Below are 13,109 nucleotides of genomic sequence, written 5' to 3' on the forward strand. Positions count from 1 at the left end.
GGCCGGCCCCCGGAGCGGGGGCGGTCAGGCGGCTCGTTCCGGGTGGGGCGTGCGGTCGGCGGACGGACTCTTCGCGATCACGCGGGACGTTCCCTCCGCCGCACCTCCCGCACGGTCGAGCAGTCCGGCCACCGCGGCGATCGCCAGGCCGACGACGGCGAGGACCGCGCCGACCAGCGTCGGCGAGGTCCAGCCCCAGCCGGCGGCGACGGCCGCGCCGCCCGCCCAGGCCCCGCCCGCGTTGGCGAGGTTGAAGGCCGAGTGGTTGGAGGCGGAGGCCAGGGTCGGCGCGTCCTTGGCCTTGTTCATGACCAGCATCTGGAGCGGGGTGGTGGTCATGAAGCCGACGGCGCCCAGGACGACCACCGTCACCAGGGCCAGCCACGGCACGTGGATCGTGAAGCGGAACGCGACCAGGACGAGCGCGAGCGCGCCCAGGGAGCCGTACAGCGTCGGTCGCAGCGCCCGGTCGGTCAGCGGGCCCGCGGCGAGCGCGCCGGCCGTCATGCCGATGCCGAAGAGCGCGAGGACGAGGGTGACGGAGGACTCGCCGAAGCCCATCACCTCGGTCGTCATCGAGGCGAGGTAGGAGTAGACGGCGAAGACGCCCGCGAAACCGAAGACGGCGGTCAGCAGACCGAGCAGCACCTGCGGGCGGCCGAGCGCGCGCACCTCGCGGCCCAGGTTCTGGTGCGCCTCCACCGGGACGTACGGGACGAGCCGGGCCAGGGCCGCCATGGCCAGCAGACCGATGACGGTCACGACGAGGAAGGTGGCGCGCCAGCCGAGGTGCTGGCCGAGGAGGGTCGCGGCCGGTACGCCGAGGATGTTGGCGACCGTCAGCCCGAGGAACATCGTGGCCACCGCGCGCGCCTGCCGGTCCTCGCGCACGAGCCGTGCTGCGACGACGGCGCCGACGCCGAAGAACGCGCCGTGCGGGAGTCCGGCCAGGACCCGGCCGCCGATCAGCCAGCCGAAGCCGGGCGCGAGCGCGGAGGCCAGGTTGCCGACGACGAACAGCGCCATCAGCAGGAGCAGCATCTTCTTGCGCGGGACGCGGGAGCCGAGGGCGGTGAGCAGCGGGGCGCCGATGACGACGCCGATGGCGTAGGCGGAGACGAGGTGTCCGGCGGTGGGGACGGAGGTGCCGAGGTCGGCGGCGACATTGGGCAGCAGGCCCATCATCACGAACTCGGTGGTACCGATGCCGAAGGCGGAGACGGCGAGCGCGAGCAGCGCCAGGGGCATGGGGAGAGCCTTTCCAGAAGATAGTTCTTCGACTGAACAAATGCTCTCAGGTGAAATGTTCCCGCCGACCACCGCCCGGTGAAGGGGAGGTTTCGTGAGGGGCACGCCCCTCCCCCCGCGTGCGGGTCCCGCCGTACGCGCGGGCGAGGTACGCGCGTGTCGATCCGGGACGCGCGTGCCGTCCGCCACGCGCGCGTCCCGCCTCGTACCCGCGTCAGAGGCGGATGCGCGCCGCGATCGGCAGGTGGTCGCTCTTCGTCTCCGGCAGCGTCCACGAGGACACCGGCTCCACGTTCTTCACGAGGATCTGGTCGATCCGCGCCATCGGGAACGAGGCCGGCCAGCTGAAGCCGAAGCCGTCACCCGACGCGCCCTGGGTGGAGCGCATCTGCGACGTGACCGCGTTGAGCGAGCGGTCGTTCATCGTGCCGTTGAGGTCGCCGAGCAGGACGATCCGCTCCCGCCGGTCGTCGGCGATGGCCTCGCCCAGCAGGTCGGCGCTGTTGTCGCGCTGGTTCGCGGTGAAGCCCGCGTTCACCTTGACCCGTACCGACGGCAGGTGGGCCACGTACACCCGCACCTCGCCCTGCGGCGTGGCGACGGTGGCACGCATGGCGCGCGTCCAGCCCATGCCGATGTCCACCGGCTGCGGATCGTTCAGCGGGTACCTGCTCCACAGCCCGACCGTGCCCTGCACGGAGTGGTACTTGTACGTGGCCGCCAGGGCGCGCTCGTACACCGGGACCATCTCGCCCTTGAGCTCCTCCAGGGCGACGACGTCCGCGCCCGACCCGGCGATCTGGCGGGCGGTCCCCTCGGGATCGGGGTTGTCGGCGTTCACGTTGTGGGTGGCGACGGTGAGGTCGCCGCCGGCGGCGGACTTGTCGGTGACGAGCCCGCCGAAGAGGTTGGCCCAGACCATGGCCGGCAGGAGCAGCGCGATCAGCGCGGTGGCCGAGCGCCGCAGCAGCGCCAGGACCAGCAGGACCGGCACGCACACGCCGAGCCAGGGCAGGAAGGTCTCGGTGAGGCTGCCCAGGTTGCCGATCCTGTTCGGGATCTCGGCGTGGAAGACCATCAGCAGGGTCAGCAGCACCGAGCAGGCGGCCAGGAGGATCCCCCGGCGCCAGATGCCCCGGTCATGACGCCAGCGGTCGAGCGCCGCCCGGAACCGGGACCGGGAGCGCTCGTCCCCCGTGCCGCCGCTCTCGGTCTCCGCCATGTCCACCCGCGCCATCACTCAGTCCTCACTGCCTTGCTCTGTGACCCGACGTCGACACTAGGTGATGCCGGGCCTGCCGTACTGCCACGAGGGACGACAGACCGGCGCGGCGGGTTCCTGGCCGTGGTGCGGGGACGGTCGGCTGTGACAGAACGCGCACATTCGTACGTACGCGCCGAAATTCTTCCGTCCGCGCGGTGTGAAGAGCACCACTCCGGCCCACTTCCCGTGCCACCGCGCGAAGTGCCACCATGGACGGGATCCGGGGACGCCGTCAGGGCGCCTCGAGATGACGAAGGAGCCGTTCACCATGACGCTTCAGCCTGCCCCCAAGCAGTCCCCCGACAGCAGCAAGGCGCTGTACGGAGGCAAGGGCACGCGCCGTATCACCGTCCACGACATCACCGCGGCCAAGGCGCGCGGCGAGAAGTGGCCCATGCTCACCGCCTACGACGCGATGACCGCGTCCGTCTTCGACGAGGCCGGCATCCCGGTCGTGCTCGTCGGCGACTCCATGGGCAACTGTCATCTCGGCTACGACACCACCGTGCCGGTCACGATGGACGAGATGACCCTCCTGTCGGCCGCCGTCGTACGGGGCACCAAGCGCGCCCTCGTCGTCGGCGACCTCCCCTTCGGTTCGTACCAGGAAGGGCCCGTCCAGGCCCTGCGCAACGCGACCCGGCTCGTGAAGGACGCGGGCGTCGGCGCGGTCAAGCTGGAGGGCGGCGAGCGTTCGCTGCCGCAGACCGAGCTGCTCGTCCAGGCCGGGATCCCGGTCATGTCCCACCTGGGCCTGACCCCGCAGTCCGTCAACACCATGGGCTACCGCGTGCAGGGCCGCGGGGACGAGGCCGCGCACCGGTTGCTCAGCGACGCCAAGGCGGCCCAGGACGCGGGCGCGTTCGCGGTCGTCCTGGAGCTCGTACCGGCCGAACTGGCCGCCGAGGTCACCCGCTCGCTGCACATCCCCACCATCGGCATCGGCGCGGGACCGGACACCGACGCCCAGGTCCTCGTCTGGACCGACATGGCGGGGCTGACCGGCGGCAAGGTGCCGCGGTTCACCAAGCAGTACGCCAACCTCCGCGAGACGCTCGGCGACGCCGCGCGCGCCTTCGCCGAGGACGTCGCCGGCGGGGCGTTCCCCGCCGAGGAGCACACCTTCCACTAGTCACGCTTCCCCCCGGGGAACGACAGCCCGCCGGCAGCCTCACCGGCGGGCTGTCGGTGCGTCCGGCCCGCGTGCCGGTCGCCGTGTCGGTCGTCTGTCGGTCGTCTGTCGGCGGGCTGTCAGTGGCGGCTGGTCCCATAGGGGCATGACGCGATCCGCACACAACGCCGTCGAGGTACGAGGCCTCGTGAAGCACTACGGCGAGACGAAGGCCCTCGACGGGGTCGACCTGGACGTCCGGGAGGGCACGGTCCTCGGCGTGCTCGGCCCGAACGGGGCCGGCAAGACCACCCTGGTCCGCTGCCTGTCCACCCTGATCGTCCCCGACTCCGGGACCGCCTTCGTCGCCGGCTACGACGTGGTGAAGCAGCCCCGTCAGCTCCGCCGCACGATCGGTCTCACCGGCCAGTACGCGTCGGTCGACGAGAAGCTCTCCGGCTGGGAGAACCTCTACATGATCGGGCGGCTGCTCGACCTCTCCCGCAAGGACGCCCGGCGCCGCGCCGACGAGATGCTGGAGCGGTTCTCGCTCACCGAGGCCGCCAAACGCCCCGTGATGACGTACTCCGGCGGTATGCGCCGCCGGCTGGACCTCGCCGCGTCGATGATCGGGCAGCCCGCCGTCCTGTATCTGGACGAGCCGACGACCGGTCTCGACCCGCGCACCCGCAACGAGGTCTGGGACGAGGTCAAGCGGATGGTCGCCGAGGGCGTGACCGTCCTGCTCACCACCCAGTACATGGAGGAGGCCGAGCAGCTGGCCTCCGAGCTGACCGTCGTCGACCGGGGCAGGGTCATCGCCAACGGCAAGGTCGACGAGCTCAAGGCGCGCGTCGGCGGCCGCACCCTGAAGGTCCGCCCCATGGACACGGCCGACCTGCCCGCCATGGCGGCGGCGTTGCGCGAGTCGGGCCTGGACGGCATCGCGGGCTCGACGGTCCTCCCCGACGAGGGCCTGCTGTACGTGCCGATCCTCAGCGACGAGCAGCTCACCGCCGTCGTGGGCCTGCTGGGCACCCGGGGCTACGGCATCGCCCACATCGGCACGCATCTGCCCAGCCTGGACGAGGTGTTCCTGGCCATCACCGGCGAGAAGGCGTCCGTTTCCGACACGACCCCCGAGGAGGTCGCCGCATGAGCGCCACGACGCCCACGGCCACCACGACGCCGTCCACGCCGCTCACCAGGACTCCCTCCGGCGCCCCGGACCCGGCCCGGCCGCGCCCCGCGCCCGGCGGCGAGGGCCGGATCGGTCTGCGGGCCAACCTCCGCCACATCGGCGCCCTGGTCCGGCGCAACGCGCTGCAGATCAAGCAGGACCCGGAGTCGATGTTCGACGCCGTCCTGATGCCGATCATCTTCATCCTGCTGTTCGTGTACGTCTTCGGCGGCGCGATCTCCGGCAAGGGCAACAACACCGACTACGTCAACTACGTCACCCCCGGCCTGATGGCGATGATGGGCATGAACATCTCCATGGCCGTCGGAGTGGGCGTCAACGACGACTTCAAGAAGGGGGTCATGGACCGGTTCCGGACGATGCCGATCGCCCGGTCCTCCGTCCTCATCGCGAAGATCGTCGTCGAGGTCGGCCGCATGCTGATCGCGACGTCGATCCTGCTCGGCACGGGCTTCCTGCTCGGCCTGGAGATCAAGACCTCGGTCCTCGACCTCTTCGCCGCGATCGGCCTGTCGATGGTGTTCGGCGCCTCGCTGATGTGGATCTTCATCCTGCTCGGTCTCACCATGAAGACGGCGCAGGCCGTCCAGGGGATGGCCATGCTCGTCCTGATGCCGCTGCAGTTCGGTTCCTCGATCTTCGCCCCGCCGACCTCGATGCCGGGCTGGCTGGAGACCTTCACCGACTACAACCCGCTCTCCAACCTCGCCGACGCCGCCCGCAATCTGATCAACGGCGGTCCGGTCGCCGAATCGGTGGCGTGGACCCTCGGCTGGGCGGTGGCGATCACGGTCGTCACGGCGCCGCTCGCGGTCGCCAAGTTCCGCCGCAAGACGTGACGTTCGGCGTGCCGGCCTGTTCCGTACGGGGGTTCAGGACTCGGCGCGCCCGTTGATCGCGTCGGCGCTGTCGAGCAGGGCGGCGGCCTCCTCCAGGGAGAGGCCGCCGCCCTCGGCGTACGCGGCCTCGAACGCCTCGTCGCCGAGCACGGACCGGGTCAGCCGGGTGGCCTCCTCCAGGGTCTCCCGCTCGTGCGGGGAGCGCAGGTGCCCCGGTGGCAGGAGCGCTTCCGAAGCGCCGAGGAGCTGGGCGCCGAGCGTCGCGTGCGGTTCGCCGAGGCCGGCCAGGGCCCAGGCGACGGTGACCAGGTGGGCCGCCGGCATGTGCGGGGCGACCACCATGGACAGCGAGCCCCTGGACCGCTCCAGGGCCTCCCGCGCGCGCGGCAGCGCGGACGCGTACGCGCCGTCGAGGTTGTCGAGCCACCCCAGACTGCCGAGGGTGAAGCCCTCGAAGATCGACAGGGTTTCGGAGCTGAACTCCCCCAGCAGAGCGGTGAGATGTTCGCGCGCCTCGTCGGTGCGGCCGGTGCGGCCGAGGAGGATCGCGAGGAAGATCCGGGCGGCGAGCATCGGCTCGTGCCCACGGGTGGGGCCGGCCGCCAGGATCTCGCGCAGGACCGCCTCCCCCTCCTCCGCGCGGCCGGTGAGGGTGAGCATGTCCGCGTGACGGGCCCGCAGCAGGTCCGTCTGGGCCTGGGCGCCGATCCGTTCCGCGTACCCGATGGCGGCGGCGAAGTCCTCGGCCGCGCCCTCGTACTCGCACCGCTTCTCGCGGGCCTCGCCGCGCGCGGAGAGCGCCTCGGCCGCGCCCCAGGCGTCGTCGAGCTCCGTGAAGAGCGCGAGGCTCTCGTCGGCGTCGACGCTCGCCGAACGCGCCAGGTCGACACGGTTGGCGAGCATGTTGGCGCGCCACTGGAGGACGTTGGCGAGGTCCCAGGCGTAACCGTGGGCGCGGCACGCCTCGACGGTCGCGTCGAGCATCTCCCTCAGCCGGCCGGCCTCACCGGTGAGCATGTTGGCGAAGATGGCGAGGGAGCCGGGCAGCCGGCAGGTCTGGGGAAGCCCCGGGCGGTACAGGGCGGTGATGCGGCGCAGCCGCTCGACGCCCTCGGGCGTGGTCCAGCGGCCGGTGTGGTGGTCCATGTTGAGCAGTTCGACGAGCCGCACGCCGCGCCGTGCTTCCCAGAGCTGGTCCTCGCCGAGCGGCGGGCCGTCGGGGAAACGCTCGTAGAGCGGTACGACGGGGGGCGCGGCGGGCCCGAACGGGTCGGGGCCGAGAGCGGCGACCGCCTCCGCCCAGTGCAGGGCGTCGGCGCGCAGATCGCGCATCTGCCAGTACCAGAACAGGCAGTGGACCAGGACGAGGGCCTCGTGCTCGTCACCGGCGGCGACGGCGCGGCGCAGGGCGGTGCGCAGGTTCTCGTACTCGGTCCGGAACCAGGCGATGGCACGGAGCTGGCCGCCGCCGCGGAGCTCGGGATCGGTGGCGCGCGCGAGCTCGCGGAAGTGGACGAGGTGCCGCCGCTCGACCGCCGCGCGCTCCCCCGCCTCGTCGAGGCGCTCGCCGGCGTACTCGGCGACGGTCTCCAGAAGGCGGTAGCGCATCGCCCCGTCGTCGGCGGGCGCGGCGACGACCAGCGACTTGTCGACGAGCGACCCGAGCACGTCCAGGGGGTGCGGCTCCGGCTTCCCGGGCCTCGGGGCGGCGGAGGGCGGGTCTCCGGCGGGCGGCCGGTCGCCGGCGGGCGGGCCGAGGGGGTCGGTGCACACCGACTCCACGGCGTCCAGGTCGCAGCCGCCGGTGAAGACGGACAGGCGGCGAAGTACGGCCCGCTCGGACGCGTCGAGCAGGTCCCAGGACCAGTCGACCACCGCGCGGAGGGTCTGTTGCCGGGGCAGGACGGTCCGGGCTCCCGAGGTGAGGAGCCGGAAGCGGTCGTCGAGGCGGTCCGCGATCTGGCGTGGCGTCAGCAGCCGCAGCCGCGCGGCGGCCAGTTCGATCGCGAGCGGGAGGCCGTCGAGCCGTCGGCAGATCTCGGCGCACGCCTCGGGGTCGTCGCCGGGATCGAAGCCGGGGCGGGCGGCGGCGCCGCGCTCGCCGAGCAGGCGCAGTGCGCTCGCGGGCGGCAACGGCTCCACCGGGCGCAGGAACTCTCCCGGGACGCCGAGCGGTTCGCGGCTCGTGGCGAGGACCGTCACGCCCGGGCAGCGGGCGAGCAGCGACTCGGCGAGGGCCGCCGCCGCGTCCACCACGTGCTCGCAGTTGTCCAGGATCAGCAGCATCCGGCGGGCGGCGCAGTGGTCGACGAGGCGTCCGAGCGGGGTCTCCGTACCGCGCAGCTCCTCCGCGCCCGCGCCCCGCAGCACGGTCTCGCGCGCCCCGACGGCCCCGAGCACCGCCTCGGTGACGGCCTCGGGGTCGGTCACGGGGGCGAGTTCGGCGAGCCAGACGCCGTCCGGCCACGCCCCGGCGTCGGCGGCGTGCTCGGCCCCCTCCTGCGAGAGCCGGGTCTTTCCGGCGCCGCCGGGCCCGAGGAGGGTGACGAGCCGGCTGCCGTGCAGGTCGTCCCACAGCTGGGCGATGTCCTGCGCGCGCCCGACGAAACTGGTGAGCCGCGCCCGCAGGTTGCCGGGGGCCGGGGAGGCGGGAGAGGCGGCGCCGGTGAGGGCCGGGGAAGCGGGAGAGGCGGGAGAGGCGGCGCCGACGGGGGCCGTCGCCGCGACCGAGGCCGACGGTGTCGCCGCGGCGGGGCCCGTCGCCGGAGCGGGGGGCGGGGCCGGGGGCGGTGAGAGCAGTTCCGCGTGGAGCGTCCGCAGCGCCGGGGAGGGGTCCGTCCCGAGGCGGACGGCCAGGTCGCGGCGGAAGGACTCGTACGCGGCGAGGGCCTCCGCCCCGCGCCCCGTGTCGCGCAACGCCCTGATGCGCAGGGCCTGAAGGGGTTCGTCGAGCGGGTGGTCCTCGCAGAGGGCGGCCAGTTCGGGGAGGACCGACGCGCCCTCCCCGAGCGCGAGGGCGGCGCCGCAGCGGGCCCGGCGCGCGTCCAGCCGACGGGCCTCCCACCGGGCGGCCTCCGCCGCCCGGTCCGGCAGGTCGGCGAGCGCGGGCCCGCGCCACAGGGCGAGCGCCTCGTCGAGCAGCTCCGCCGCCCGCGACGGTTCGCCGGCGCCGAGCGCCCGTACGCCCTCGCCCGTCAGCCGCTCGAAGCGGTGCGCGTCCACGTCCCCGGAGCCGGCCGCCAGACGGTAGCCGCCCGGGGAGGAGACGACGGCGTGCCGGCCGAGCGCCCGCCGCAACCGTCCCACCAGGGCCTGGAGCGCCGCGGCGCCGTCCGCGGGCGGCGCCCCGTCCCAGACCTCGTCGACGAGGACGGTGACGGGGACGGTCCGCCCGGCCCGGAGCGCCAGGACGGTCAGCAGCGCCCGCAGCCGGGCCCCGCCGACGGCGACAGGGGTGCCGTCGGCGGTGTGGGCCCGGGTGGGGCCGAGGACGGAGTAGTACACAGGCTCTATTCTCCGTGAGCCGGGGATCTTCGCAGGAACTCACCCCCGCCCCGGCACGTTCCCCGCACACACCCCGCCACGTCCCAGGGAGCCCCACCGATGACCACGGCCACCACCCGCAGCCACGAGCGCAGGATCAGCCCGGTCTTCCTGGCGATCCTCGCCGTCATGGCGGTCACCGGCTGGGCCGTGTGGACCGGCTTCGCGGCCTCCCCCGGCCTGGCGATCTTCCTCTTCGTGACCTCGGCGTGGGTGGTCTCGCTCTGCCTCCACGAGTACGCGCACGCCCGCACCGCGCTGCACGGCGGGGACATCACCGTCGGCGCGAAGGGGTACCTCACGCTCAACCCGCTCGCCTACACCCATGCCGTGCTGAGCGTCATCCTGCCGGTGCTCTTCGTGATCATGGGCGGTATCGGTCTGCCCGGCGGGGCGGTCTTCATCGAGCAGGGCCGGATCCGGGGCCGCTGGAAGCACAGCCTGATCTCGGCGGCGGGTCCGCTGGCAAACGTGCTGTTCGCGATCGTGTGCACGGCGCCGTTCTGGCTGGACGCGCTGGACGGCGTCCCGACCGCCTTCCGGTACGCGCTGGCCTTCCTGGCGTTCCTCCAGGTGACGGCCGCGCTCCTGAACTTCCTGCCGGTGCCGGGCCTCGACGGCTACGGAGTGATCGAGCCCTGGCTGTCGTACAGGCTGAAGCGGCAGATCGAGCCGTACGCGCCGTACGGGTTCTTCATCGTGATCGCGCTGCTCTTCGTCCCGGCGGTCAACGGCGCGTTCTTCGACACGATCGACGCGTTGATGCGGGCGCTCGGCGTGCCGGAGATCTCCCGCTACTGCGGCTCGAACCTCTACCGCTTCTGGCAGGAGACGCCGGAGCTCTGCGCGATCTAGGAGGTCTCGACCGCTCGCGCCCGGCGGATGTAGTACCAGGCCATGTTGGAGGAGAGGCCGGCCAGCAGGACCCAGACGATCCCCAGCCAGCTGCCCGAGACGAAGGAGACGACGGCCGCGACGACCGCGAGGGCGCAGACGGCGAGGGCGTAGAGAGCGAGGCGGGGCATGGGGGTCGGCTCCTGTCCGGGTACGGCTGATGGTGCCCGTCCAGTGTCCCCCATGCCCGTGTGCGCTCAGACGTCGGTGACCCGGAGGCCGGCGTGGGCCTTGTAGCGGCGGTTGACCGAGATCAGGTTGGCGACCAGCGACTCGACCTGGTGGGCGTTGCGCAGCCGGCCGGCGAAGACGCCGCGCATGCCGGGGACGCGGCCGGCGAGCGCCTGGACGATCTCCACGTCGGCGCGCTCCTCGCCGAGGACCATCACGTCGGTGTCGATCTCGTCGATCGACGGGTCCTGGAGCAGGACGGCGGAGAGGTGGTGGAAGGCGGCGGTGACCCGGGACTCGGGCAGCAGTGCCGCGGCCTGCTCGGCGGCGGAGCCCTCCTCGGGCTTGAGGGCGTAGGCGCCCTTCTTGTCGAAGCCGAGCGGGTTGACGCAGTCGACGACGAGCTTGCCGGCGAGTTCGGCGCGCAGCGACTCCAGGGTCTTGGCGTGCCCGTCCCAGGGGACGGCGACGATCACGATGTCGCTGCGGCGGGCGCAGTCGGCGTTGTCGGCGCCCTCGACGCCGAGGCCCAGCTCGCCGGCGGCGGTCTGCGCGCGCTCGGCGGCGCGGGAGCCGATGATCACCTTCTGGCCGGCCTTGGCGAGGCGGTAGGCGAGACCGCGGCCCTGGTCGCCGGTGCCGCCGAGGACGCCGACGACGAGACCGGACACGTCGGGGAGGTCCCAGGGGTCCTTGGGAGCGGGCTTGCTGTCAGTCGTAGTCATGGCCCCGACATTACTGGCCGGTCGGGCGCGGGCGTCTCCCGTACGGGTGGATCCCCGGCATCCGGCCGCGCGGCGGGGCGGGGCTGCGGCAGGATGCGGCCCATGGATGCCGTACGCGTCGCGCTGCTGCGGGAAGTGCTGGCCGGGACCGAGTGGCCGGCGGCGGCCCGCGGTTTCGCGGGTTCCCTCCGGTCGTCCGTCGTGCCGCACGGGGGCGGGCTGCTCCTGGTGGGGACGGCGGGGTACGAGCCCTGGCACCTGGCGGCGCATCTGGTGGACGAGGCGGCGTGGTCGGGGCAGCCGGAGCTGGCGCCGACACTGGTGCGCCACCGGGTGCGGCCGGGTGACCCGGCGCATCTGGCGGTGGGGCTCGGCCGTCTGGAGTCGGCGGGGCGCGGGGCGACGCTGCTGATGGTGGCGCCGGAGCGGCCGGAGGCGGGTCTTCTGGAGCGGGTCCACGACGCGCGCAGGGCGGGGGCGACGGTGCTCTCGCTGGACGACGGCGACCCGGAGGTCCACGGCCTGGCGCACGAGACGCTGACGGTGCCCCCGGACGCGGAGGTCGACCTGGACACGGTCCAGCACCTGGTGAGCGCCTCGGCCGGCGAGAACAGCCTGCCTTCCCCCAGGGGCGGCCGCCGCTTCCGGGACCGCCTGTCCCGCCTGGCGGACCATCTGACCGCACCGCCACCCCCTGCCTGGTGACCGCCGCGCCCCGGTCCCACCGTGCGGCGTCAGGACCGCCCGCCCGCTCCGCGCCGTAAATCGGTTGCCCGAGGCGCCGGGACAGACGGAGCATGGCGCTTCGTGACCCCGAAGCTCTCCGCCGTGCTGCCCGATCTGACGCCGTGGCGGGCCTCCCGCGACTTCCGGCTGCTCTGGGTGCAGGGGCTCGTCGCCTTCTTCTCCAGCGCCGTGGCGATGATCGCGCTGCCGCTGCAGATCAAGGAGCTGACGGGCTCGCCCCTCGCCGTCGGCGCGATGGGAGCGGTCGAGCTGGTCCCGCTGGTCGTCTTCGGGCTCTACGGCGGCGCGCTCGCCGACGCCGTCGACCGGCGCAAGGTCCTCGTCGCCACCGAAGCCGGGCTGGCGCTGCTGGCCCTGCTTCTGCTCCTCAACTCGCTCCTGTCCGTGCCGTTGCTCTGGCCGCTGTACGTCGTCGCGGCCGGCGTCTCCGCGCTGGCCGGGCTCCAGCGTCCCGCCCTGGACTCGTTGCTCGCCCGGATCGTGCCGCACGACCAGCAGACCGCCGCCGCCGCGCTGAACTCGCTGCGCTGGCAGATGGGCACCATCGCCGGGCCGGCGCTCGCGGGCCTGCTCGTGGCGTACGCCGGTCACGCTCCCGCGTACGGCGTGACGATCGCCGGTTTCCTCGTCTCCGTACTCCTGTGTCTGCGGCTCTCCCCCGCCCCGCCGGCGCACGACGCGGACAAGCCGTCGCTCCGCGGCATCGTCGAGGGAGCGCGGTACGCCTGGTCGCGACCGGTGCTGCTCGGTACGTACGTGATCGACCTCGCCGCCATGTTCTTCGCCTTCCCGAACACGATCTTCCCGTTCCTGGCGGACGAGCTGGACGCGGACTGGGCGCTGGGGCTGATGTACGCGGCGGGTTCCGTCGGCTCGCTCGTCCTCGGTCTGACCAGCGGCTGGATGTCGCGGATCCGCCGGCACGGGCTCCTGGTCGTCTGCGGGGCGACGGTCTGGGGGCTCGCGATCGCGGCGGCCGGCTGGTTCTCCGACCTCTGGATCGTGCTGCTGTGCCTGGCGCTCGCGGGCGCCGGCGACATGGCGAGCGGACTCGGCCGCTCCACGATCTGGAACCAGACGATCCCGGAGGAGCTGCGCGGCCGGCTCGCCGGGATCGAGGTCCTCTCCTACAGCGTCGGCCCGCAGCTGGGCCAGGTCCGGGCGGGTGCCATGGCCGGCTGGACGGGCACGCGGGCCGCGATCTGGTCCGGCGGCGTGGCCTGCGTGGCCTCGGTGGGCCTGCTGTGCCTGGCCCTGCCGAGGCTCCTCACGTACGACTCCGACACGGACGAGGACGCGCTGCGCCACAAGGCCGCGCAGGAGGAACGGGAGCGGCGTGACACCTCGTCACCGAGCAGGGCGTAGA

General features: G+C 73.3%; 11 protein-coding genes. 6 read left to right on the forward strand and 5 right to left on the reverse strand.

Annotation, left to right across the window (positions count from 1 at the left end; translation table 11 throughout):
* Window positions 1–24 precede the first annotated feature (24 nt).
* Both ACZ4VW_RS06555 and ACZ4VW_RS06560 read right to left on the reverse strand, forming a co-directional pair.
* On the reverse strand, window positions 25–1,248 hold the full coding sequence (locus ACZ4VW_RS06555; protein WP_467959069.1) for an MFS transporter: 1,224 nt from the start codon (window positions 1,246–1,248) through the stop codon (window positions 25–27).
* A 214-nt stretch (window positions 1,249–1,462) separates the two neighbouring features.
* Window positions 1,463–2,485, reverse strand: coding sequence for an endonuclease/exonuclease/phosphatase family protein (locus ACZ4VW_RS06560; RefSeq protein ID WP_467959071.1), 1,023 nt, complete (start codon window positions 2,483–2,485; stop codon window positions 1,463–1,465).
* 295 nt (window positions 2,486–2,780) lie between these two features.
* Here ACZ4VW_RS06560 and panB point away from each other — a divergent pair, with 295 nt between their 5' ends.
* The 3 genes from panB (at window position 2,781) to ACZ4VW_RS06575 (ending at window position 5,663) form a co-directional block, all read left to right on the forward strand.
* Complete coding sequence (panB, locus tag ACZ4VW_RS06565; protein WP_467959073.1) at window positions 2,781–3,644, forward strand: 3-methyl-2-oxobutanoate hydroxymethyltransferase; 864 nt, start codon at window positions 2,781–2,783, stop codon at window positions 3,642–3,644.
* 145 nt (window positions 3,645–3,789) lie between these two features.
* Window positions 3,790–4,782, forward strand: a complete 993-nt coding sequence (locus ACZ4VW_RS06570; RefSeq protein WP_467959075.1) for an ATP-binding cassette domain-containing protein — start codon at window positions 3,790–3,792, stop codon at window positions 4,780–4,782.
* The gene (locus tag ACZ4VW_RS06575) at window positions 4,779–5,663 is read left to right on the forward strand and encodes an ABC transporter permease (protein WP_467959077.1); all 885 of its coding nucleotides are present in this window, start codon (window positions 4,779–4,781) and stop codon (window positions 5,661–5,663) included. The genes ACZ4VW_RS06570 and ACZ4VW_RS06575 overlap by 4 nt, the downstream gene beginning before the upstream one ends.
* Before the next feature lie 33 nt (window positions 5,664–5,696).
* Here the strand turns inward: ACZ4VW_RS06575 and ACZ4VW_RS06580 are convergent, their stop codons facing one another.
* Window positions 5,697–9,167 (reverse strand): AfsR/SARP family transcriptional regulator, encoded by a 3,471-nt coding sequence (locus tag ACZ4VW_RS06580; protein ID WP_467959079.1) that lies wholly within the window; start codon window positions 9,165–9,167, stop codon window positions 5,697–5,699.
* A 99-nt stretch (window positions 9,168–9,266) separates the two neighbouring features.
* On the opposite strand from ACZ4VW_RS06580, the gene ACZ4VW_RS06585 reads away from it, so the two are divergent.
* Window positions 9,267–10,061: a site-2 protease family protein gene (locus tag ACZ4VW_RS06585; RefSeq protein ID WP_467959081.1), complete on the forward strand. Its 795-nt coding sequence runs from the start codon at window positions 9,267–9,269 to the stop codon at window positions 10,059–10,061.
* On the opposite strand, the gene ACZ4VW_RS06590 is transcribed toward ACZ4VW_RS06585, so the two are convergent.
* Both ACZ4VW_RS06590 and npdG read right to left on the reverse strand, forming a co-directional pair.
* Entirely contained in the window at window positions 10,058–10,285 is a 228-nt protein-coding gene (locus ACZ4VW_RS06590) for a hypothetical protein (protein ID WP_467959083.1), read from the reverse strand. The two genes, ACZ4VW_RS06585 and ACZ4VW_RS06590, sit on opposite strands and share 4 nt — an antisense overlap.
* 12 nt (window positions 10,286–10,297) lie before the next feature.
* Window positions 10,298–10,996, reverse strand: a complete 699-nt coding sequence (gene npdG / locus ACZ4VW_RS06595) for an NADPH-dependent F420 reductase (RefSeq protein WP_467959084.1) — start codon at window positions 10,994–10,996, stop codon at window positions 10,298–10,300.
* Between the two features lie 102 nt (window positions 10,997–11,098).
* Between npdG and ACZ4VW_RS06600 the strand changes: the two genes are divergently transcribed.
* Together ACZ4VW_RS06600 and ACZ4VW_RS06605 are read left to right on the forward strand one after the other, a co-directional pair.
* Window positions 11,099–11,701 carry a hypothetical protein gene (locus ACZ4VW_RS06600; protein WP_467959086.1) on the forward strand — a complete coding sequence of 201 codons (603 nt, stop codon included), beginning with the start codon at window positions 11,099–11,101 and terminating at the stop codon, window positions 11,699–11,701.
* Between the two features lie 102 nt (window positions 11,702–11,803).
* Window positions 11,804–13,108, forward strand: a complete 1,305-nt coding sequence (locus ACZ4VW_RS06605) for an MFS transporter (protein WP_467959088.1) — start codon at window positions 11,804–11,806, stop codon at window positions 13,106–13,108.
* The last annotated feature ends 1 nt before the right edge of the window (window position 13,109 follow it).

It is taken from the genome of Streptomyces sp. NPDC029139 (genome assembly GCF_055564335.1).